The following is a 22,368-nucleotide window of genomic DNA, read 5'->3' on the forward strand; positions in this document are numbered from 1 at the left end:
CCGACGGGTGTCGGCCGCCTCACATCCCGCGCCTGGCGGTCGCGCCGCTTGGCGCGAACGCTGGCTCAACTGGCGCAACGGCCTCGTCGCCGATCCGCGATTCCAGCGCTGGGCGGCGGTTTCGCCGTTCACGCGATCCATTGCGCAGCGCCGCGCCAAGGCGCTTTTCGATCTTTGCGCCGGCTTCGTCTATTCGCAGATCCTGCTCGCCTGCGTGCGGCTGCGCCTCTTTGAGACGCTCGCGGCCGGCCCGCAGGATGTAAACGAGATCGCTTCACGACTCGCACTCTCGCCCGAGGCCGCGCAGCGCCTGCTGCGCGCCGCGGCGTCGCTGCGTCTCTTACGCGCATTGCCGAATGATCGCTTCGCCCTCGATGATCTTGGCGCCTCGATGCTCGGCAATCCTTCGGTCGCCGCCTTTGTCGAGCATCACACGCTGCTTTACGACGATCTGCGCGACCCGGTCGCGCTGCTGCGCGGCGAAACGAGGACGCGGCTCTCGGATTTCTGGCCCTACGCCAAAGGCGGCGCCGGGGATGAGGCGGCGTGCGGCGCCTATAGCGAACTGATGGCGCGCTCGCAAAAGCTCATCGCGCAAGACGTGCTCGACGCCTATCCGCTCGGCCGCCACAAGTGTCTGCTCGATCTGGGAGGCGGCGAGGGCGCGTTCGTCGCCGCCGTCGCGGCAAGGCATCCAGCGCTGCGCCTGCAGCTCTTCGATCTGCCGCCGGTGGCTGCGCGGGCGCGCCGCATGCTCGCTGGGCGAGGGCTCGCGCGCGTCCAGGTTCATGCGGGAAGCTTTCTCGAAGCGCCGCCGCCCACAGGCGCCGACGTCGTGACGCTCATTCGCGTGCTGCACGATCATGACGACGCCACGGCCCTCGCGGCGCTGCGCGCGGCCCACGCGGCGCTGCCGCCGGGGGGAAGGCTGCTCGTCGCGGAACCCTTGGCGGAGACGCGGGGGGCGGAGGAGATCGGCGACGCCTATTTCGGCTTCTATCTGCTCGCCATGGGCAGCGGTCGGCCGCGCCGAAAGGCTGAGATGTTTCAGATCATCCAGGCCACTGGTTTTGAACGCATTCGCCTCCTCAAATCGCCGCGTCCGCTCTTTGCCAGCGTTCTGACCGCGCACCGAGTGTAATATTTACTTGACGTTTTATTCTGTCTTTATAAACTGACAGAATGTCGGGGTAGGTTTACGTTGCCCCAAGCGCGCGCCGCGAAAGGCCGATGATGTTGGAAGCGCTTGCCATCGTCCTTGAAGAGCCAGGAAGGCTGGCGCTCAGCCGCCTGCCGCTCGACGCGCCCGGCGCCGACGACGTCGTCGTCGAAACCGCCTGGAGCGGAATCAGCACTGGCACGGAGCGACTCCTCTATAGCGGGCGCATGCCGGACTTCCCGGGCATGGGCTATCCGCTCGTCCCCGGCTACGAGACCGTCGGCGAAATCGTCGAAGCGGGTCCCGCCAGCGGCTATAGCGTCGGTCAGCGCGTCTTTGCGCCGGGAGCGACCTGCTACGGCGCCGTTCGAGGACTGTTTGGCGGCGCCGCCTCGCATCTTGTCGTCAAGGGCGCTCGCGTCGCCGCCATTCCCAGGGAGCTTGGCGACAGAGGCGTGCTGCTTGCGCTCGCAGCCACCGCGCAACACGCGCGCGGCGACGTCGCGGCGCAAGGCGCCGAGCTCATTGTCGGACATGGCGTGCTTGGACGGTTGCTCGCGCGTCTTTCCGTCGCTGCCGGCGGCGCGCCGACCGTGTGGGAGCGCGATCCGCAACGCGCCGAAGGCGCCGAAACCTATCTCGTGACGACGCCGGAAGAAGATGCGCGCCGCGACTATCGCGTGATCTATGACGTCAGCGGCGATCCGACGATACTCGACGCTCTGATCGCGCGTCTCGCGCCTGGCGGCGAGATCGTTCTCGCCGGCTTTTATGAGCGTCCCCTCGCTTTCGCCTTTCCGCCCGCCTTCATGCGCGAGGCGCGCCTGCGGGTCGCGGCCCAGTGGCGCCCTGACGATCTCAAGAGCGTCATTCGTCTCGTCGAAGAAGGACGTCTTTCGCTCGAAGGGTTGATCACGCATCGGCGCTTCGCGCTGCAAGCGCGAGACGCCTATCCGATCGCCTTCGACGATCCGCGCTGTCTAAAAATGGTTCTCGATTGGAGAGCGGTAGCATGAATGACGCGCAAGGCTTTCTCACCGCCGACGAACTCGCCAATCCGCCCGCGCATATTCTGCGCGAGGAAGCCGCAATAGAACCAGATCCGGCGCCGACGACCGCGACCAAAGACACACAAATCATCGCGATCTACGGCAAGGGCGGCATCGGCAAGAGCTTCACCCTCGCCAATCTCTCCTACATGATGGCGCAGCAGGGAAAGAAAGTGCTGCTCATCGGCTGTGATCCAAAGAGCGACACGACCTCGCTGCTGTTTGGCGGACGCGCCTGCCCAACGATCATCGAAACATCGACGAAGAAAAAACTTGCGGGCGACCAGGTCGCGATCGGCGATGTCTGCTTCAAGCGCGACGGCGTCTTCGCTATGGAGCTCGGCGGGCCGGAGGTCGGACGCGGTTGTGGCGGACGCGGCATCATTCACGGATTCGAGCTCCTGGAAAAGCTCGGCTTCCATGAATGGGGATTTGACTACGTTCTGCTGGACTTCCTCGGCGATGTGGTCTGCGGCGGCTTCGGCCTGCCGATCGCGCGCGACATGTGCCAGAAGGTCATCGTCGTCGGCTCGAATGATCTGCAGTCGCTCTATGTCGCCAACAATGTCTGCTCGGCGGTGGAATATTTCCATAAGCTCGGCGGCAATGTCGGCGTCGGCGGCCTCGTCATCAACAAGGACGACGGCACGGGCGAAGCGCAGGCCTTTGCGAAGGCGGCCGGCATTCCGATTCTGGCGTCAATCCCGGCCGACGACGACATCCGCCGAAAGAGCGCGAACTACGAAATCATCGGCCGTCCCGATGGACGCTGGGGCGCGCTGTTCGCCGAACTCGCCGCAAATGTCGCCGACGCGAAGGCGCATCGTCCGACGCCGCTGACGCAGGACGAACTGCTCGGCCTTTTCTCCGGCGAATCTGTCGGACGCGATGTCGTGCTCGAGCCTGCGACGCCGCAGGACATGTGCGGCGGAACGCTGACGCAAAAACCCTCTCTCGAAGTCGTCTACGAAGCGATCTGAGGGAAGCGAAAGATGGATGATCTCGGCTCCAACACGATCGCTCTCGACACGGCGAATGATATCGCCGCCCCGGCGCTGCAGACGGATGGGCTCGGCTGTCATGCGGGCAAGGAGAGGCTGCGCTCCGCCGCCGAAGCCGCCGGCATGAGCGAGACGCTCGGCCAATATGCGAAAGACTATCCGCAAGGCCCGCACGATCAGCCGCAGAGCATGTGTCCCGCCTTCGGATCGCTGCGCGTCGGCCTGCGCATGCGCCGCACGGCGATGGTGCTTTCGGGCTCGGCCTGCTGCGTCTATGGCCTCACCTTCACCTCGCATTTCTATGGCGCGAAGCGCACCGTCGGCTATGTGCCGTTCAATTCCGAGACGCTCGTCACCGGCAAATTATTCGAGGACATTCGCGACGCGGTTCACGCCCTCGCCGATCCTGAGACTTATGACGCAATCGTCGTCATCAATCTCTGTGTGCCGACGGCGTCGGGCGTGCCGCTTCGACTGCTGCCGAAAGAGATCAACGGCGTGCGCATTATCGGCATCGACGTGCCGGGCTTTGGCGTGCCGACGCATGCCGAGGCAAAGGATGTGCTCGCCGGCGCCATGCTGCGCTTCGCGCGGCTCGAGGCGGAGCAGGGACCCGTACAGGCGCCGCGCGCGCCGCGCGCCGAGAAGCCGACCGTCTCACTGCTCGGCGAAATGTTTCCTGCCGATCCGATACAGATCGGCGCGATGCTGGATCTCATGGGCCTCGCCGCCGGCCCGGTGACGCCGACGCGCGAATGGCGCGAACTTTATGGCGCGCTGGATTGCACGGCGGTCGCCGCGATTCATCCGTTCTACGCCTCCTGCGTGCGTGAATTTGAATCCGCTGGGCGCGCCGTGGTGGGTTCGGCGCCCGTCGGTCACGACGGAACGGCCGCCTGGCTCGAGGCGATCGGCGCCGCCTGCAACGTCGCGCGCGAAACGATCGACGCGGCGAAGAATCGCCTGCTGCCTGCAATAAAAGGCGCCCTGTCAGCGGCCCCGATCTCCGGACGCGTGACGCTCTCGGGCTATGAAGGCTCCGAGCTGCTCGTCGGACGCCTGCTCGTCGAGTCCGGCGCCGATCTTCGCTATGTCGGCACCGCCTGTCCGCGCACGCGCTTTTCCGAGGCCGACCGCGACTGGCTCGAAGCGAAGGGCGTGCATGTGCAGTTTCGCGCCTCGCTCGAACAGGACTTCGCCGCCTTCGACGAATTCAAGCCCGATCTCGCCATCGGCACAACGCCGGTGGTGCAGAAGGCGAAGCAGAATGCGACGCCGGCGCTCTATTTCACCAATCTCATCTCCGCGCGCCCGCTGATGGGCGTCGCCGGCGCCGGCTCGCTTGCGAAAGTCGTCAACACGGCCATCGCAAATCGGGCGCGCTTCGACGAAATGAATGATTTCTTCGAAGGCGTGGGCAAGGGATTCGCGGCAGGCGTTTGGCAGGATGTTCCGCGGGACCGTCCCGAGTTCGCTAAGAAGCAGCGCGCGAAAGCCGCGGCGAAGCCCATCGAGGAGATGGGCGCATGCTAGTCCTCGATCACGATCGCGCCGGCGGCTATTGGGGCGCCGTCTATGTCTTCACGGCGATCAAAGGCCTACAGGTCGTCATCGACGGTCCTGTCGGCTGCGAAAATCTGCCCGTCACCTCGGTGCTGCATTACACCGACGCCCTGCCGCCGCATGAGCTGCCGATTGTCGTCACCGGATTGTCGGAAGAAGAACTCGGGCGCCACGGCACCGAAGGCGCGATGAAGCGCGCCCACGCGACGCTTGATCCCGACTTGCCGAGCGTCGTCGTCACCGGCTCGATCGCCGAAATGATCGGTGGCGGGGTGACGCCTGAGGGCACCGGCATTCAGCGCTTTCTGCCGCGCACGATCGACGAGGATCAGTGGCAGTGCGCCAATCGCGCGATGAGCTGGCTCTGGAGCGAATATGGCCTGAAGAAAGGCAAGACTCCGAAGCGCAAAGCGCGCGCAGCCGGCGAGAAGCCGCGCGTCAACATCATCGGCCCCTGCTACGGCGTCTTCAACACGCCCTCCGATCTTGCGGAGATGAAGCGGCTGGTCGAAGGAATCGGCGCGGAAATCAACATGATCTTTCCGCTCGGCAGCCACATCGCCGACACGCCGAAACTCGCGGACGCCGACGTCAACATCTGCATGTATCGCGAGTTCGGCCGCCATCTCTGCGAGGCGCTGGAGCGTCCCTATCTGCAGGCGCCGATCGGACTGCACAGCACGACGAAATTTCTGCGCACGCTCGGGCAAGAACTGGGTCTCGATCCCGAGTCGTTCATCGAACGCGAGAAGCACACGACGATCAAGCCGCTGTGGGATCTGTGGCGATCGGTGACGCAGGATTTCTTCGGCGCCGCCACATTCGGCATCGTCGCGTCAGAGACCTATGCGCGCGGCGTGCGGCATTTTCTCGAAGACGAAATGGGTCTGCCCTGCGCCTTCGCCATTGGCCGGCGTCCCGGCGAGAAGACGGACAACGCGGCGGTGCGCAAGGCGGTGAAGGAGACGCCGCCGCTCGTTCTCTTCGGCAGCTACAATGAGCGCATGTACGGCGCGGAAGCCGGCGGACGCTCAATCTATATTCCGGCGTCCTTCCCCGGGGCGATCATCAGGCGCCACGCCGGCACGCCGTTCATGGGTTATTCGGGCGCCGTCTATCTCGTGCAGGAAGTCTGCAACGCGCTGTTCGATGCGCTCTTCAACATTCTGCCGCTCGGGACTGAGCTCGACAAGGTCGAGCCGACGCCCGCGCGGCTGCATCGCGAGATCGCATGGGATGACGCCGCGAAATCGATGCTCGACGACCTTGTCGAAGCGACGCCGCTGCTGGTGCGCATCTCTGCGGCCAAACGCCTGCGTGACGCCGCCGAACGCGCGGCGCGCAGCGCCGGCGACGACATGGTGACGGCGGCGCGCGTCGAACGCGCCCGCGATTTGGTGATGGAAGGGCGGGGGGCATGAGGCGGCGCAGACCGACGTCGGTGAAAACTCTCGTTCTCGCATGGAAGGAGAAGCCATGAGTTCCGCGATCTATTCGACTCCCGATCTTCGCGCGACCGAATTCAAAATCCAGCTGCTGCTCGGCGTGCTGTTCCCGGCGTTCCTCGTCGCGACGGCGGCGCAGCGCCTTTTGCAGCGCGCGCGCAGCCATGGCGAAGCGCCGCAACCATCGACCGCGTCGGTCGTCGCCGAAGCGCGCGAGAACATGCTGATCGTGATCTCCTACGCCTTGATCGCGCGCGCGATGTTGCAGAGCTTCGCCCGGGAAAGCCGGGCGGAACGCCTGTCGTGACTCTCGGGTTGCGATGCTACCGCCGCGTAAGGCGTGCGCGGCAATTCTAACGGAGGTCAATAGATGGCCATCGAGAGAGAAAGGAGTTCTCTGTCAGGTCTGACAGAGCCGGAGGCTATGGAATTTCATAGCCTCTTCGTCAGGAGCTTCCTGATCTTCACCTTCATCGCGATCATCGCGCATGTGCTGGTGTGGTTCTGGCGGCCCTGGTTGCCGGGTCCCAAGGGCTACGCTCTGCTCGACGGCGTGACGAACGCCGCTCATGCGGCGCTGTCGCTCCTCGGCTGATAGGAGATCGGCATGCACAAAGTATGGCTGCTTTTCGATCCGCGTCGCACGCTGGTCGCGCTCTTTACCTTCCTGTTCACGCTGGCGCTGCTGATTCATTTCATTCTGCTCAGCACCGACCGCTTCAACTGGCTGGAAGGACCGCGTCCCGCGCGCACAGGACAGATCGAACAGACGATTCCCGGCGGCCCGCCCGCCGCAGTCGGCTGATCGGTTCGACGCACATCACGCGCTGCGGACGGACGCGTTTCGCTTCCGCCCGCGGACGCAGACAATTTGACTGGCATCCGAGGGAGGCGCGGCCATGGCCCTGCTGAGTTTCGAGCGAAAATATCGCGTGCGTGGCGGCACGCTCATCGGCGGCGACCTCTTCGATTTCTGGGTCGGGCCGTTTTACGTCGGGTTTTTCGGCGTGACGACAATCATCCTCTCGGCGCTCGGCACGGCGCTGATCATCTGGGGCGCGGCGATGGGCCCGACCTGGAACATCTGGCAGATCAACATCGCCCCGCCCGATCTTAAATATGGACTGGCGCTGGCGCCGCTGAAGGAAGGCGGGCTCTGGCAGATCATCACCTTCTGCGCAACCGGCGCGTTCATTTCATGGGCGCTGCGCCAGGTCGAAATCTGTCGCAAGCTCGGCATGAACTATCATGTGCCCATCGCCTTCGGCTTCGCGATCTTCGCCTATGTGTCGCTCGTCGTGATTCGTCCCCTGCTGCTGGGCGCCTGGGGCTTCGGTTTCCCCTACGGCATCATCAGTCATCTCGATTGGGTGTCGAACACCGGCTACCAATATCTGCATTTTCACTACAATCCCGCGCATATGATCGCGGTGTCGTTCTTCTTCGCGACATGTTTCGGCTTGTCGCTGCACGGCGCGCTGGTGCTCTCGGCGACCAATCCCGGCAAGGGCGAGGCCGTGAAGACGCCCGCACACGAAGACACATTTTTCCGCGACTCGATCGGCTACTCCATCGGCACGCTCGGCATTCATCGGCTCGGCCTGTTTCTGGCGGTGTCCTCCGCGTTTTGGAGCGCGGTGTGCATGATCATCAGCGGCCCGTTCTGGACTCGCGGCTGGCCCGAGTGGTGGAACTGGTGGCTCAATCTTCCCGTCTGGCGCTAACGCGTAGGGAGACGAACCGTGGCCTATTATCAGAACATCTTTACGCAGGTTCAGGTCCGCGCCGATGCGCCGCACCCCGGCGTTCCCGTTCCCGGAATGAAGCGAACGAGTTGGGCGACGTTTTCCCATCTTCTCGGACGCATCGGCAATGCGCAGATCGGGCCGATCTATCTCGGCTATCTCGGCACGCTGTCGCTTGTCTTCGGATTCATCGCCTTCGAAATCATCGGCCTCAACATGTGGGCGTCGGTGAATTGGGATCCGGTGCAGTTCGTGCGGCAATTGCCGTGGCTGGCGCTCGAGCCGCCAAAGCCGCAATATGGAATCAAAATTTTTCCGCCGCTCAGCGAGGGCGGGTGGTGGCTGTTCGCCGGCTTCTTCCTGACGTCATCCGTGTTGCTGTGGTGGTGGCGCATGTATCGCCGGGCGCGGGCCTTGGGTCTCGGCACGCATACCGCATGGGCCTTTCTCTCGGCGATCTGGCTCTATCTGGTGCTGGGCTTCATCCGTCCGCTGCTGATGGGCAGCTGGAGTGAGGCGGTGCCGTTCGGTATCTTCCCGCATCTGGATTGGACCGCGGCCTTTTCCATCCGCTACGGCAATCTCTTCTACAATCCGTTCCACATGCTCTCGATCGCCTTCCTCTATGGATCGGCGCTGCTGTTCGCCATGCATGGCGCGACGATTCTGGCGGTCGGGCGCTTCGGCGGCGAGCGCGAGATCGAGCAGATCATCGATCGCGGCACAGCGTCGGAGCGTGCGGCGCTGTTCTGGCGCTGGACGATGGGCTTCAACGCAACGATGGAGTCGATCCACCGTTGGGCCTGGTGGTTCGCCGTGCTGTGCCCGTTGAGCGGCGGCATTGGCATTCTCCTCACCGGCACCGTCGTCGACAATTGGTATCTCTGGGGCGTGCTGCATGGCATTGCGCCGGAATATCCGCATGTCTTCGCGCCGGTCGTCGATCCTGCGCTCACTACCGGAGGCGCGCCATGAGACTGGCTTTCTCTCTCCTCGGCATCGTCGTGGCGACGCTGCTCACGGTCGCCATGCTGTTCACCCCCGGATGGGTTCGCCCGCCGATCATCAGCACACAGACCGGCTACCGCGGCACGGGCCAGGAGCAGCTCATCAGCGCCCAGAATAAGCGCATTCTGGAAGCGGCCAATGCTTTGCCGGCGCCGATCGACAAGGCGTCGCCCTCGGGCGAGCGCGCGACCAGCGCCTACAAGAACGTGAAAGTGCTGACCGACCTCAGCACGGATGAGTTCAACCGTCTGATGGTCGCCATCACGCAATGGGTGTCGCCCGACCAGGGCTGCGGCTATTGCCACACCGACGATCTCGCCGACGACGGCGTTTACACAAAGATCGTCTCGCGGCGCATGATTGCAATGACGCGTGACATCAACAAGGAATGGACGTCGCATGTCGGCGATGTCGGCGTGACCTGCTACACCTGTCACCGCGGCCAGCCTGTGCCCAAAAACGTCTGGTACGAAAATCCGGGCGCGCGGCACGCCGGCGGCATGGCGGCGCATAACTATGGCTTCGGCCATCCATCGACGTCGAATGGAACGACGGCGCTTCCCGTCGATCCGTTCACGCCGCATCTGCTCGGCGACGATAATATTCGCGTTGTGGGCAAAACCGCCTTGCCGACCACAAGGGGCGCCTCCATCCAGCAAACGGAGCAGAGCTATGCGCTGATGATGCACATGTCACAAGCGCTCGGCGTTAATTGCACCTTCTGTCACAATAGCCGCGCATTCCTGGATTGGTCCCAGAGCGCGCCGCAGCGCACGGCCGCCTGGAACGGCTTGCAGATGATGCGGGAACTGAACGCCGTCTATCTGGAAACGCTGAAACCTCTCTATCCCGCCAATCGGTTAGGGCCGCTCGGCGACAGCCCGAAGGCCAATTGCGGGACCTGTCATCAGGGCGTGAGCAAGCCGCTTTACGGTCAGAGCATGTTGCAGGACTTCCCCGAGCTCGGCGGCAAGGCCGCGCCCTGACCGTCGGCTTTTCGCCCGGCCGATGGCCACGTCGGCCGGGCGCTTTTTAGCCATTTTTGACAACGATGGTCGCGCACGTCTCAATACCGGCAGTTTGGAGCTTTGCTTTCGTTTCGCTGGGCGCAAAGCAGGGGGGATGACGCCGTGTGCACAGTGGAAAGCGCGCTTCAAGATGATTGCGTCAGCGTCGTTCAAAGGCGAGACGACGAAGGCGCCTATATGATCCGGATCGGGACGCTCGAGACCGTCGTCACCATTCGATTGCGCCGGACCTGGGGTTCGCGCACGGCCTATCGCCTGAGCCACGCGATCAAGACGCCGCGCCAGCCGAGCCCCTTTTGGAGCTGCGCGTCGGAGGCGGATACGCCAGGCGATGCATTGCGGAAAGCGATCAGCGGCTTCACGATGCATTATCGCAAGGCGGTGGGCGAAGGCTACGCGCCAGCCGAAGACTGGCTCGTTCCAGCCGGAAACTAATCGCGCGCCGTGATTGCGAGGAGCGCAAGCGACCCTCCCGGGCAGAGCGGCTAAGGGATTGCTTCGCTTTCCGCATAGGGGGCGCGGGGCTTACCAGCGCGCCTCAAAGACGCAGGCGGCGGCGCCCGTCGCCGTGCATTCGGTTTCGGTGACGCTCACCGAAGGCCCGAGCATTTCGCCGAACACACGCTCAAAGGTCGCGGCGAAATATGTGCAGGCCGGCGCTTCTGTAAGGAGACCCTTGCAGATCGGCGAACCGACGATGCGTAAGCGCAGATGCGGCGCGAATTCATAGGAGAACTCGCCGCTTCCTGAAAACGTCCAGGCATGGCGGGCGATCGCCGCGACGAGAATCCGCGCCGCAAGCGGACGCGGCGTGATCTTCAGAACGCGTTGGGCCAGCGCGGGAATGCGGTTGGCGAGAAGATATTCGCCGGTGCGTTGTCCCGCCTCGCGCGAGACCTCGGCGGCTTTCGCTTCGCCAAGCCGGTCAATCGCCGCCCGATGCAGCCGCGCGACGTCGTCTTCGGAAATCATTTGCGTCGGCGGCGCGCAGAGATAGCGCGCAAGTCCCGCGTCTTCAAAAATGTCGCGGCGCAGCGGCGCGCCGCATGCGTCGGACAGCGCCGCCGCCATTTGCGTGATGGCGTTCGGTCCGATCAGACCGAGGCGCGCCGTCTCGCCTTCAGCGAGCGCGATGCTCATGCGGCGTCGCCGATTCGCGCATAATGGCCGGCTCGAACGGCGCGTCGTCCGCCTGCTCGATGAGCTGTTCCTTGCCGCCGCCGCAGGCCATGGCCTGCGCCGCCTCATGCATCGTGCTGGCGGGGCGCTTATGCGTGACCTGCCACTCGACGTCCTCGTCGGCGGCGCGCAGGCGCGTCGCGTCGAAGTTGAACTTCACTTTGGAGCGCGACTGCGGCCCCCAATAGTCGACTTTGCCGAGATCATAGAATTTTCGCTCAAAGCCCGCCTTGAGGAAGGCCTTGAGGCAGCCGAGGAGATAGCGTCGTCGCTGTCCGCTGCCCGCCCATGGATAGGAGAACAGCGCCTTCTTCATGTAGAAGCGACGATAATTGTTCATCACCCGGTCGAGCAGTTCGCCGCGGTCCATCGCCTGCGGTTTGATGATCGGCGTGACGAAATTGTATTTTTCATAATCGAAGATTTCGACCTTGTCCCCAAGCTCCTTGAAGAGATCGGAGAACGGCCAGGGCGTGTACATCGACCAGTTGGCGAGGTCCGGCTTCCAGTCTCGCGCCATCTGATAGGTTTCTTCCAGTGTTTCCGCCGTCTCGTTTTCGAGGCCGACGATGAATTGCGCCTCAACGACGATGCCGGCGCTGCGCAGCAGCTCGATCGCCTTCTTATTCTGCGCGACGGTCGTCTCCTTGTTGAAGAGATCCAGCTTTAGTTGCGCCGCCGCCTCGGTGCCGAGCGAAACATGGATCAATCCCGCTTTGCGGTAGAAGGGCAGGAGCGCTTCATCGCGCAAAATGTCGGTGACGCGGGTATTGATGCCCCAGAGAATATCGAGCTTGCGGTCGATCAGCTCCTGACAGAAGGCGACGAATTTCTTCTTGTTGATCGTCGGCTCCTCGTCGGCGAGGATGAAGAAGCCGACGCCGTGATCGCGCATCAGCGTCTCGATCTCGTCGACGACTTTCTTCGGATCGCGAATGCGGTAATCCCGCCAGAACTTCCACTGGCTGCAGAAGCTGCACGTAAAGGGACAGCCGCGCGCCATATTGGGAATGGCGACCTTCACGCCGAGCGGGATGTAACTGTATTTGTCCCAATTCAGCAGGCTCCAGTCGGCGACGATGGAATCGATATCCTTCACCGTCGGCGCCGCGGCGGTCGCGACCGCCTTGCCGTCCTGTGCATATGCGATGCCCTTGATGGCGTCGCGTTGTGCGGGCCAGCCGCCTTCGTCGATCGTCCGCACAAGATCGACGATGATTTCCTCGCCTTCGCCGCGCACGATGGCGTCGATCCACGGCGCTTCGGCGAGCACCTGGCGATACATGAAAGTCGCATGGACGCCGCCGAGCACGGCGACGGCCCGGGGCGCCGCCTCCTTGGCGATCTGCAGCACGCGCTCCGCCTTGTAGATCGACGGCGTGATCGAGGTGACGCCGACGACATCGGGCGCATAGTCGGCGATCTCTCTGCGCAAATCCTCTTCGCCGATGTCGAAGGTCATTGCATCGATGAATTTGATGTCGGCGTAGCCGGCCTTCTTGAGTGCGCCGGAAAGATAGGCCACCCAGGCCGGCGGCCAATTGCCGGCGATCTCCGCGCCGCCGGAATGATAATTCGGATGAATGAAAAGGATGCGCATGCTTTCCCTTTCCGACGTTTGTCAATTGCGCTGATCGTAAATCATACTTGACGTTTTGCAACGGAGATTGACATTTCAGGGCGCCATGAACGCGCGACGGATCGCCTCACGGCGTGACGGTGGCCAGTTCTTCGATGGGGCGGCGCTGCGCGGCGTCCCAGAGGTCAAAAATCAATCTCGCGTGCAGCGCGGGGGCTTCCTCATGCGCCAAATGGCCAAGGCCGCCGATCTCCTGGACGCGCGACGTCGGCAGGCGTGCGGCGATGTTGCGTGCGCTTTGCGGCCGCACGGTGCGGTCATTGGCGGCGACGATCAGGGCAAGCGGCGTGGCGAGGCGCGGAAGGTCGCGATTGAGCGCATGCAGATCCCAATGCGCCATCATGGCGAGCGCGCCTTCGACATGCGCCGGATTGCGCATCAGCCTGGCGTAAAGATCGACGCCGCGCGCGTCGAGCGTCGAGCCGGTGCCGGCGAGAAGTCGCGCCACCGCGGCGCGGTCCGCCGACCAGGCGAAATAGCGCGGCGCGAAAGGGTTGAGGAACAGCGCCTTGGCGAGCGACGGCAGCACGTGGCTGGCGACGCCGCCGAAGGGCGCGAACGCGCCGTTGAGCGCGACGATCAGTTGCGGCGCGATCGCCTTGTCGAGTTCGAGGCGCGCCGACACGGCGGCGCCGGCGGAGTGGCCAACGACGATCTCCGGCGCGGCGCCGAGCGCGCGCAGCAAGGCGGCGAGCGCTTTCGCCATGCCAGGCAGCGATTGCGTAGTCGCGCCCGGCGACGTCGAGAAGCCGTGGCCGGGAAGATCGGGGGCGATGACGCAAAAACGCGATGCAAGCAGCGGCGCGAGGTCGCGATAGGAGTGCGCCGACGCGCCCGCGCCATGCAACAGCAGCAGCGGCGGGCCAGCGCCCATGAGCTGGACATGCCAGCAGACGCCGCCGGCTTCGATCATGCGGCTGGCCTCTCGGTTCGGCCAGTCGGCGCCGTCACGCTCGAGTGTGAGCCGCACGACGGGCGCGAAGAGATGCGGGAGGATCACGGCGCCGGCGCGGCCGCGCGCACCGCCTGCGACAGAGTCGCCGCGTCGGCGAAGGGCATTTTCAGATAGCGGCCGTTCATCGCCTCGGCGATTTTGCGCGTCGGGGCGTCTGCGCGCGCCGCGGCTGCAGGCGAGGAGTCGATGGCGAGCGCCGCGAGGCCAGGCGCGCGTAAACGCCGCGCCGCGTCGAGCGCGTCGTCGAGCGCTTTGGCGCGATCGGGCGCGCCCTTGCGGTCGATATTGCCGCGCCCGTCGGTCAGCAAAATCAGAAGCGGCGTCTGGCCCTTGCGCCTGACGCTTTCCGCCAGCGCGCCGGCGGCGTCGAGTCCGTGCGCCAGCGGCGTGCCGCCGCCGCCCGGCAGCGCCGCGAGCAGCCGCTTGGCGCGCGCCAGCGAACGCGTCGGCGGCAGCAGGATTTCCGCGCTCTTGCCGCGGAAGGCGACGAGGGCGACGCTATCGCGCCGCACATAGCAATCGGCGAGCAGCAGTTCGATCGCGCCCTTCACCTCGCCGAGGCGCTGCATGGCGGAGGAGCCCGAGGCGTCCACGACGAAGATGGCGGTGGTTTCGCGACGCTCGCGGAAACGCGTGACGCGAAAATCGTCGGCGCGCACGCGCACGGCGAGCCCCGCGTCGTCAGGCGCATCCACGCGCCGCAGCGGCTGCCAGGGCGCGGCGGCCCGCAAGGTTTCGATGAGGCAGAGGCGTCCCTCGCGCAGCGCGCCGCGCCTTGCGCCGATCGGCCGGCCGCGCCGAGCGGAGACGAGAGCGGCGCCAGACTTTCCGCCGCGTGCGGCGGGCGCGCGCGTTCGCGCGTCGGTTGCGAGCCGCGCCAAGACATCGGCCGGAATGGCGGCGCGGGCGGCGGCGACGATGAGATCGTCGGGCGCCGGCGCCTCGCGCGGCTGCGCATTGTCATTCTTGGGGTCGGCGTCATTTTTCTCTGAGCCGGGCTCGTCACCCGCCTCCTCGGGAGGGACTTCGCTCTCTTCGATCGGCGGCGCGCAGGTCGCGCGCGGCGCCAGCGCCAGGCAGGCGGCGACCGCGAGGTCTTCGTCGTCCACCACATCCGCGCAGCGGAGGGCGCAGGACGCGCGGGCGACGCGCAGCGCCAGCAGCGGCGCGCGCAAGGAGTCGATGCCGAGCCGCGCGGCGGCGGCGACGAGCGCGTCGATCGCCTTGGCAGGCGCGACGACCGACGGGAGTCGCGCGCGCGCCGCCGCCACCTGCGCGGCGCTTGCGCAACGCTCTTTGACGGCGCGATGGCTCACCTCGCCGAGGTCGAGATGAAATGCGAGGCGGTCGAGCAGCGCCGCTGGCGGCCGCTCGTCATCGTCATGCCCTTCATCGAGGGCGACGACCCCGATGCGCGTGTGCTGGCGCGCCGAAAGTCCGTCGCGTGCGAGTTCGATCTCGCCTGAATCGAGCGCCGCCGCGATACGCGCCGCCGTCGCGCCGCCGAGGCGCTCCGCCATGGTCAGCACGAGGACTCCGCCATCGGCTTGCGCGAGCAGGCCGGTTTCGGCGACGGGCCGTCCCGCGCGCAACGTGGCGGCGAGATCGAGTCCGCCCAGCAAGCGGTCGTCCGAGATGGAGAGCGGGGCGCGGCGCATCGGCGCGCCGCTCGGGAGATAGTCGCGCAGCAGGGCGACCCAGGCGTCGCGCGCGGGCCCCGGCGGGGTTCTCAGCGAGACGCCGGAACCCAAAGGGTCAACCGCAAACAGCGCCGCGGCATGGCTCGCGCGCGCCCAGGCGGCGGCCTCGCCGTCGCCGCTCATGCGCCGAAAATCTCCTCGATGGCGCGCGCGACGCGCGTCGCCGAGCCGATATCGTCGAGCGGATTGCGCCGCAGCCGGTGGCCGAGCGCGAAGGGCGCGACGCGCCGCAGCTGCGCGTCGCCGACGCGCTCCACGCCCTCAAAACTCGCGAGCGCGCGGGCGGCCCGCAACAGCGTCAGTTCCCCGCGCAGGCCGTCGGCTCCGAGCGCGACGCATAGCATTGCGGCCTTCTCCAGCGCTTCGTCCGGCGCCGCGACGGCGCCCACGCGTTCGCGTCCCGTCGCAATCCTGCGTCGCAGCTTGTGCTCTTCGACCGACCAGGCCTTGGCGAAGCGCGCCGGATCGCGCTCGAATGCGTCGCGGCGGCGCACGACCTCAATCCGAACCGGGATGTCGGTCGGCGTCTTCACGTCAACGGCGAGGCCGAAGCGGTCGAGGAGCTGCGGACGCAGCTCGCCCTCTTCGGGGTTGCCGCTGCCGATCAGCACGAAGCGCGCCGGATGGCGCACGCTCAACCCCTCGCGTTCGACGACATTTTCGCCGGACGCGGCGACGTCGAGCAAAAGATCGACGAGATGATCTTCGAGAAGATTGGCTTCGTCGATGTAGAGAAAGCCGCGGTTGGCCTTGGCGAGCAGGCCGGGCTCGAAGGACTTCTCCCCCTGCGTCAGCGCCCGTTCCAGGTCGAGCGCGCCAACGACGCGATCCTCGGTGGCGCCGAGCGGCAGATCGACGACCGGCGCGCCGCGCAGCGTCGTTTTGAGCGCGCCCTGCGCGGCGCGTTTTTTGCAGCCGTCGCAAAGCGCGGCGGGCGCTGCGGGATCGCAATTATAGGCGCAGCCGACGACCGAACGCATGGGCGGCAGCAGGCGCGCCAGCGCGCGCACCGCCGTCGATTTTCCCGTCCCGCGGTCGCCGAAGACGAGCACGCCGCCGACGGACGGATCGATCGCGGCGATCACGAAGGCGAGCTTCATGTCGTCCTGGCCGACGATCGCGGTGAAGGGAAATGGCGCGAGCGAGTCGGGCGGCGACAAATTCTGCGCCGCGAGCGCGCCTTCAGCTTGCATGCGGCGCGCGTCGATGGCGCGCGTCGTTGTTCGTGAAAGCTTGACCGGAAGCGGCGACATGCACGGTCCTCTCGGCTCGGCGCGAAGTGCTTACACGCCATGTGTCATTTTAAATTGACACCTTTGGCCGCTCCGCGCAAGCTCGCGTGACAGATTTAGTCAATTAATCGGCAGAAATTGACGGCTGTGGCGTAGCATTCTCCACCAACAGGGTCCATTCTCTGATGGGGCTGAATGAAACCGGGGGTCTGTTCATGTCTGCTGGCGTCAACGCCGGACGCCTTGAGGGGCTGTGGGACGCCTTAGCCGGGCCTACCTTCGGCCCGCCGGGGATCGGCTATGACCGATAGGTCCGACACGCGCCCCGATCTGACGCTGACGCTCGACGAAGACGGCGTCATCCAGAATGTCGTGCGGGCGAAGTCACTGGCGAAGGAGCCGCTCGATGGGTGGCTCGGCCGGCGCTGGGACGAGATGATGGAGCCGGCGATCGACCAGGGCGCGCTGCAGAAGATCGAGGATGTGCGCTTGGGTGGCGACGCCTCTTGTTTTCGGGTGCGTCAGCGGTTTCCGAGCGGCCGCGAATTGGCGATGGAATATACGACCTTCAGTCTTGGCAAAACGGCGGGTTTTGTCGCCATCGGACGTAGTCTCGAGGCGATCAGCGAATTGCAGTCGCGTCTTCAGCTGGCCCAGGAGGCGCGCGAGCGAGACTACTGGAAAATGCGCGAAATAGAGACGCGCTACCGCACGCTGTTTGATGCGACGAGCGAAGCTGTGGCGCTAGTCAACGTCTCCGATCTTCGCGTCGTCGAAGCCAATCTCTGCGCCGCCAAGAATCTTGATCTCGCCCCCGGCGCGCCCTTCCTGGCGCGGCTCGATGAGCGCGACCGGCGCGTCCTCGATGAGATGCTGGCGAAGACGCGCGAAGAAGGCCGCGCGCCTGGCGTCGTGCTGCGCGTGACGGCGTTCGGCGAACTGTGGAGCCTGCGCGCGTCGTTGATGAATGCCGAGTCCGGCGCGCTTTATCTTTTCCAGCTCGCGCCGATGCGTGATCCGGGCGCAGCTGATAAGGCCGATGGCTTTTCGATGAGAAGCTTCGTCGATCGGATGCCCGACGGCTTTGTCGTCGTCGATCGCGACGGCGTCATACAGGCCGCAAATGGCGCTTTCCTCGATCTCGTGCAGATCGGTTCGGAGGCGGCGGCGATCGGCCGCAAATTGATGCGATGGCTCTCAAGCCCCGGCGCCGACGCCAATCTGGTGATCGGGCTCATTCAAAAACACGGCGATGTGCGGCGCTTTCAGACCACGATTGACGGAGAGCTTGGCCAATCGACCGCCGTCGAGATTTCCGCCATCGGCGACGAGGCCTCGCAGCCGAGCTACTTCGGGCTTCTCATCCGCGATCTTGGTCATCGCCGTGGGACCGCAGAGGCGCCGCCACAGCCGGTCGCCGAGGCATCGGTTGCAGTCGACGATTTCGACAATCGCACGCTCGAGCAGATCGTCAAGATGACCACCGAAACGATCGAGCGCAAAGCCATTGCGCGCGCGCTTGAACGGTTCCGGGGCAATCGCACGGTCGCCGCCCGCCATCTGGGTTTGAGCCGGCAGAGCCTGCATGCGAAACTAAAAAAATACCAACGAGAATAGGTTACAACATCCATTCTATTCGCAGGCAGGGGAAGCTAAGCCGTGACCCTCGATCCCGCCGCCTCGCCGGCCTTCGGTCAGGCGAATCTTTCGAATTGCGAACGCGAGCAGATTCATTTCGCCGGCTCGATTCAACCGCACGGCGCACTTCTGGCGGTTCGTGAGTCGGACGGCGTCATCGTGCAGGAGAGCGGCAACGCAGCTTCCTTTCTTGGCTACGCCCAACCCTTGCGCGGCGCGCATCTGCGCAAGCTTGGCGGCGACCTCTGGAGCCGCAGCCGCCTTTACCTTGACCGCCCGGTAGACGCCATCCCCGTGGCCCTGCGGTGCGCCGCCGGCGCCAGAGGAGAGCCCCTCAACGCCCTCTTGCATCGTGCGTCGCATGGCGGCCTCATCGTCGAACTGGAAAATGCCGGCCCGCCGGTCGACTATACGCTCGCGATTCAGCGGGGCGTCGACACGATCCTCTCATCTTCGACCCTGCGCGCCCTGTGCGACGCCTGCGCCGGGATGTTTCGCGATTTGACCGGCTATGATCGCGTCATGATCTATCGTTTCGACGACGAAGGTCATGGCGAGGTCTTCTCGGAGACGAAGCGCCCGGAACTTGAAGCTTTTCTGGGCAACCGCTATCCCGCCTCGGACATTCCGCAGATCGCGCGTCGTCTCTATGAGCGCAACCGCGTGCGGCTGCTCGCAGACGTCGGCTATACGCCGTCGGTTCTCGAACCGCGCCTTTCGCCGCTCACAGGCGAAGAGCTCGACATGTCGATGTGCTTCCTGCGCAGCGTGTCGCCCATCCATCTGCAATATTTGAAAAACATGGATGTGGCGGCGACGCTTGTCGTATCGCTCATGGTCGGCGGAGAACTTTGGGGCCTGATCTCCTGTCATCATTACGCGCCGCGCCTGATTCATTTCGAGATGCGCGCGGTCTGCGAGTTGCTGGCTGAGGTCATGGGGACACGCATCGCGGCGCTGGAGAGTTTTGCGCAAGGACAGGCCGAACTCTCGGTGCGCCGTCTGGAGCAGCGCATGATCGAAAGCGTGACGCGCGACGGAGACTGGCGCGGGGCGCTGTTCGACAGAGCGCGCTCCCTGTTGCTGCCGCTCAACGCCAGCGGCGCCGCGCTGCTGTTTGAAGGCAAGACGCAAACCGTCGGCGACGTTCCCGGGTCCGAAGAAATCCGCGATCTCGGTCAATGGCTGGAACGGCGCGTCAACGACGGCGTCTTCGCAACATCCGCGCTCCCGTCGCAAGAGCCCGCCTTCGCGCCTTTGACAGGGCTCGCCAGCGGAGTGATCGCGACGCGCATTTCCAGCGAGCCGGGCGAACTGCTGATCTGGTTTCGCAAGGAGCGCGTGCGAACGGTGACTTGGGGCGGCAATCCCTTCAAAGCGCCATCCGATGGGGACGACCCAAACGAGCTTTCGCCGCGCCGCTCCTTCGCCCAGTGGCACCAGGTCGTCGAGGGCACCTCCGATCCTTGGACCGCCGCGGATCGCGCGGCCGCGCGATTGATCGGCGAGAGCGTCACCGACGTCGTCGCGCAGTTTCGCTCTCTACGGATTCTTGTCGCGCAAGATCAGCTCGAGCACGTTCTGCGCCAGGTTCATTCCTCCAACCAGCAGATTGTCGTCGCAGCCGCCGACGGCGCCGTGATCGAAGCGAATTCGGCGCTCAATCTGTTGCTTGGCCTGCCGCGACCGCTTCGTCATCTCGATGAATTAAGCGCCCATTTCGCTGATCCCGACGAGGTGGAAAAGAGGTTGCGCGCGCTGCGCGACAGCCACACGCCCTGGCGCGGCGAAGCGCTGCTTGTCGATCGAATCGGCGAAACGCGGCCCATCGCCGTGCGCGCCGATCCCGTGCTGGCGTCGCGCGAGCGCATATTGGGATATGTCATTCTTTTCACCGATCTCACCGAGCGCAGGGCGGCGGAGGCGGCGCGCCGGAATTTTCGCGATAATCTCCTCTTGAGCCAGCGGCGGCTGATGCGGCGCATCGACTCGAGCGCGGCGCTCGCCATCGAGAACGTGATGTCGAGCATCATTGACAATGCGCAGCTCGCCGCGCTGGAAATCGCCGACGGTCTGGACACCGCCGGCATTCCGGACACCCTCGAGAGCGTTCGGGCTTCGGTCGCGCGCGCCGCGGAAGTGCTCGAACATATTTCGGTCGACGGCGCCTCGACCGCGGACGGACGCTCGGCTTCGAAAAGCTACGGCGGAAAAAAATGACGAGTCGTGCGTCCGTTCGCGAGGCGCTGCGCGCCGCGACTCGAGAGACGCATCAGCGTTTGCATCGGCATTCCGGACTTTCGGCGGCGGCGCGCGGCGCGATCGGCCTTGACGATTACCGTCAATTGCTCATGCGGCTCTATGGTTTTCACCTAGCCTTCGAGAATACTCACGCAAGCGCCATGCAGAAGCTCGGCTTTATCGCGAGTTCGCGCGCTGAGCTTATTGCATTGGATCTCGCCGCGCTCGGGATCATGCGCTTCGATGTTTGCCGCCTGCCGCAGTGCGCGGCGCTGCGTCAGCCTTCGAGCGAGGCTTGCGCGCTCGGCGCGCTCTATGTGGTCGAGGGCTCTGCGCTTGGCGGCGCGCTGATCGCCGAAGCGCTGGCGCCGGTCGTTGGCGAGGCGCGCCGGTTTTTTCTCGGCGGCCCGTCACGGCTAGAGGTCTGGCCAGGCCTGCTGGCGCGCGTCGAGACCCTGGCGCCTGGCGTGCAACAAGCGCGCGCAATCGACGCTGCGGTCGAAACCTTTCGGATCTTCGAAGAGTGGATGTTCGATTGGCGCGCCGCTCCGTCTGGCCTCGCACGCTTCGCGATCGACGCAAGCAGCGAAACTAAACGCGGCGTTCCGTCGTAGCCTGGCGCGTCGACGCGCACGGCTGACGCAGGACCAGCTTTTTCGCCAGAATCGTCGCTGTCGCCGCATCAGACGCGGTGGCGTCCGCGCCGACCTGCGCAACGAGATTGGGATTGCGTTTGAAGAGGGGCCCCCCGACCATCACGCCGACGTCGGCGTTCGCGGAGGATTCGCGCACCGCCCGAATGGTGCGCGCCAGCGTCTCCAGCTCCGACTCGGCGCTCAGCGTTATGCCGAAGACGCCAAACCAACCGCTCGCCGAAACGTCGGCGACGCCGTCGGCGTCGAGGTCCCTCTCGACGCGTACGTCCCAGGAGGCGTTGCGCATGAACACCGCAACCATGTCGACGCCGAAGACGTGCTTTTCACCGGGAAGCGTCGCGAGCAGCGCGCGCTGGCGCGGATCGCACGCCGCCGATTCCTCGACGCCGCCGAAGCGGCACATCAGCTTCTGCATGCGTGCGACGCCGAGCGTGACGTCGATGAAATCGCAGCGGTCCTCTTCCCAAAGAACGCCGAGGTGACGCGCCGCTTCGGCGAGGAGGCCGACGAAAAGCGTTTCGAGCGAATGGCCTTTCGCCCGCATCTTGTCGAAGAAAGCCGATGATTCTTCGCCGTCGCCATGCGTCAACAGCGCGCCGAAGGTTTCGATCTCCTCGGTTTGAAACGCCTTCTCCGGTTCATGCGCCGACAGCGCGTGGTGCATCAGCTGGAGACGTGGAACGATGTCGTCGAGGATCACGCAGGCGAGTCGCGCCTGCCGCGCCTGGAGGTCGGATCGAACGATGACGTCAGGCTCGGGCCATTGAAATTCGTTCGGGCATGGGGACGCGCCAGGGATCGCGCGTCGGGCTGAAGCGGGATCGAATTCGCCTAGATCGGTCATCGTCTGGCCTCCCGAGCCGGTCGCCACGGCGATGGCCCGCCGGCGCCCATGCCCCGAAATCATCGTTGTTGCGTTCCGACCTTCCGAACGGACATTTCAAGCGCTACAGCTTGACAGCCATCCGGTTTTTTCGGGCGAGCGGCCTCGCCTCTATTATTATGAGAATGAAGAGTTTTTTAACGCTTCCTGAGTGCGCCGTTCGAGCTCACAGCAGGCCATCGCCCGCGTAAAAGCATTCAAACGCACAAAAACGCGATAGTAAAGCTCAATTGACGGTAGCTTTGCG

21 protein-coding genes are annotated in these 22,368 nt (G+C 64.9%); 15 read left to right on the forward strand and 6 right to left on the reverse strand.

The window, feature by feature from the left end:
• The first annotated feature begins 7 nt into the window (after positions 1–7).
• The 12 genes from IYX23_RS08730 to IYX23_RS08785 all read left to right on the forward strand — a co-directional run bounded on the left by IYX23_RS08730 (position 8) and on the right by IYX23_RS08785 (position 10,433).
• The gene (locus IYX23_RS08730) at positions 8–1,141 is read left to right on the forward strand and encodes a methyltransferase (RefSeq protein WP_196393091.1); all 1,134 of its coding nucleotides are present in this window, start codon (positions 8–10) and stop codon (positions 1,139–1,141) included.
• A 95-nt stretch (positions 1,142–1,236) separates the two neighbouring features.
• Positions 1,237–2,175, forward strand: coding sequence for a chlorophyll synthesis pathway protein BchC (gene bchC, locus IYX23_RS08735; protein ID WP_196393265.1), 939 nt, complete (start codon positions 1,237–1,239; stop codon positions 2,173–2,175).
• Positions 2,172–3,188 carry a chlorophyllide a reductase iron protein subunit X gene (locus IYX23_RS08740; RefSeq protein WP_029648456.1) on the forward strand — a complete coding sequence of 339 codons (1,017 nt, stop codon included), beginning with the start codon at positions 2,172–2,174 and terminating at the stop codon, positions 3,186–3,188. Before bchC ends, IYX23_RS08740 begins: the two co-directional genes overlap by 4 nt.
• A 12-nt stretch (positions 3,189–3,200) precedes the next feature.
• Complete coding sequence (gene bchY, locus IYX23_RS08745; RefSeq protein ID WP_196393092.1) at positions 3,201–4,742, forward strand: chlorophyllide a reductase subunit Y; 1,542 nt, start codon at positions 3,201–3,203, stop codon at positions 4,740–4,742.
• Complete coding sequence (gene bchZ / locus IYX23_RS08750) at positions 4,736–6,193, forward strand: chlorophyllide a reductase subunit Z (protein WP_196393093.1); 1,458 nt, start codon at positions 4,736–4,738, stop codon at positions 6,191–6,193. The genes bchY and bchZ overlap by 7 nt, the downstream gene beginning before the upstream one ends.
• A 55-nt stretch (positions 6,194–6,248) precedes the next feature.
• Positions 6,249–6,524, forward strand: a complete 276-nt coding sequence (locus tag IYX23_RS08755; protein ID WP_196393094.1) for a hypothetical protein — start codon at positions 6,249–6,251, stop codon at positions 6,522–6,524.
• Between the two features lie 63 nt (positions 6,525–6,587).
• Positions 6,588–6,812 (forward strand): light-harvesting antenna LH1, beta subunit, encoded by a 225-nt coding sequence (gene pufB / locus IYX23_RS08760; protein ID WP_026222719.1) that lies wholly within the window; start codon positions 6,588–6,590, stop codon positions 6,810–6,812.
• 12 nt (positions 6,813–6,824) lie between these two features.
• Positions 6,825–7,022, forward strand: coding sequence for a light-harvesting antenna LH1, alpha subunit (gene pufA / locus IYX23_RS08765; RefSeq protein WP_196393095.1), 198 nt, complete (start codon positions 6,825–6,827; stop codon positions 7,020–7,022).
• A 94-nt stretch (positions 7,023–7,116) separates the two neighbouring features.
• Positions 7,117–7,941, forward strand: coding sequence for a photosynthetic reaction center subunit L (gene pufL / locus IYX23_RS08770; protein ID WP_196393096.1), 825 nt, complete (start codon positions 7,117–7,119; stop codon positions 7,939–7,941).
• Between the two features lie 18 nt (positions 7,942–7,959).
• Positions 7,960–8,937, forward strand: coding sequence for a photosynthetic reaction center subunit M (gene pufM, locus IYX23_RS08775; RefSeq protein ID WP_018406831.1), 978 nt, complete (start codon positions 7,960–7,962; stop codon positions 8,935–8,937).
• Positions 8,934–9,956 carry a photosynthetic reaction center cytochrome PufC gene (pufC, locus tag IYX23_RS08780; protein ID WP_196393097.1) on the forward strand — a complete coding sequence of 341 codons (1,023 nt, stop codon included), beginning with the start codon at positions 8,934–8,936 and terminating at the stop codon, positions 9,954–9,956. Before pufM ends, pufC begins: the two co-directional genes overlap by 4 nt.
• A 144-nt stretch (positions 9,957–10,100) precedes the next feature.
• Complete coding sequence (locus IYX23_RS08785) at positions 10,101–10,433, forward strand: hypothetical protein (RefSeq protein ID WP_246716588.1); 333 nt, start codon at positions 10,101–10,103, stop codon at positions 10,431–10,433.
• Positions 10,434–10,523: 90 nt separating this feature from the next.
• On the opposite strand, the gene bchJ is transcribed toward IYX23_RS08785, so the two are convergent.
• The 5 genes from bchJ to bchI all read right to left on the reverse strand — a co-directional run bounded on the left by bchJ (position 10,524) and on the right by bchI (position 16,664).
• Complete coding sequence (bchJ, locus tag IYX23_RS08790; RefSeq protein ID WP_196393098.1) at positions 10,524–11,138, reverse strand: bacteriochlorophyll 4-vinyl reductase; 615 nt, start codon at positions 11,136–11,138, stop codon at positions 10,524–10,526.
• Positions 11,119–12,777, reverse strand: coding sequence for a magnesium-protoporphyrin IX monomethyl ester anaerobic oxidative cyclase (bchE, locus tag IYX23_RS08795; RefSeq protein WP_196393099.1), 1,659 nt, complete (start codon positions 12,775–12,777; stop codon positions 11,119–11,121). The genes bchJ and bchE overlap by 20 nt, the downstream gene beginning before the upstream one ends.
• A 106-nt stretch (positions 12,778–12,883) precedes the next feature.
• Positions 12,884–13,816 (reverse strand): alpha/beta fold hydrolase BchO, encoded by a 933-nt coding sequence (gene bchO / locus IYX23_RS08800; protein WP_196393100.1) that lies wholly within the window; start codon positions 13,814–13,816, stop codon positions 12,884–12,886.
• On the reverse strand, positions 13,813–15,594 hold the full coding sequence (locus IYX23_RS08805) for a magnesium chelatase subunit D (protein ID WP_196393101.1): 1,782 nt from the start codon (positions 15,592–15,594) through the stop codon (positions 13,813–13,815). Before IYX23_RS08805 ends, bchO begins: the two co-directional genes overlap by 4 nt.
• On the reverse strand, positions 15,591–16,664 hold the full coding sequence (gene bchI, locus IYX23_RS08810) for a magnesium chelatase ATPase subunit I (protein ID WP_196393267.1): 1,074 nt from the start codon (positions 16,662–16,664) through the stop codon (positions 15,591–15,593). The genes IYX23_RS08805 and bchI overlap by 4 nt, the downstream gene beginning before the upstream one ends.
• A gap of 339 nt (positions 16,665–17,003) precedes the next feature.
• Here bchI and ppsR point away from each other — a divergent pair, with 339 nt between their 5' ends.
• From ppsR to IYX23_RS08825, 3 genes are read left to right on the forward strand one after another with little or no spacing between them, the layout of a single operon-like run.
• The gene (gene ppsR, locus IYX23_RS08815) at positions 17,004–18,320 is read left to right on the forward strand and encodes a transcriptional regulator PpsR (protein ID WP_196393102.1); all 1,317 of its coding nucleotides are present in this window, start codon (positions 17,004–17,006) and stop codon (positions 18,318–18,320) included.
• Between the two features lie 42 nt (positions 18,321–18,362).
• Complete coding sequence (locus IYX23_RS08820) at positions 18,363–20,561, forward strand: GAF domain-containing protein (protein ID WP_196393103.1); 2,199 nt, start codon at positions 18,363–18,365, stop codon at positions 20,559–20,561.
• Positions 20,558–21,196 carry a biliverdin-producing heme oxygenase gene (locus tag IYX23_RS08825; protein WP_196393104.1) on the forward strand — a complete coding sequence of 213 codons (639 nt, stop codon included), beginning with the start codon at positions 20,558–20,560 and terminating at the stop codon, positions 21,194–21,196. Before IYX23_RS08820 ends, IYX23_RS08825 begins: the two co-directional genes overlap by 4 nt.
• On the opposite strand, the gene IYX23_RS08830 is transcribed toward IYX23_RS08825, so the two are convergent.
• Positions 21,174–22,082 carry a cobalamin B12-binding domain-containing protein gene (locus tag IYX23_RS08830; protein WP_196393105.1) on the reverse strand — a complete coding sequence of 303 codons (909 nt, stop codon included), beginning with the start codon at positions 22,080–22,082 and terminating at the stop codon, positions 21,174–21,176. The genes IYX23_RS08825 and IYX23_RS08830 overlap by 23 nt on opposite strands.
• Between the last annotated feature and the right edge of the window lie 286 nt (positions 22,083–22,368).

Source organism: Methylocystis sp. L43 (assembly GCF_015709525.1).
Classification (GTDB): Bacteria; Pseudomonadota; Alphaproteobacteria; order Rhizobiales; family Beijerinckiaceae; genus Methylocystis.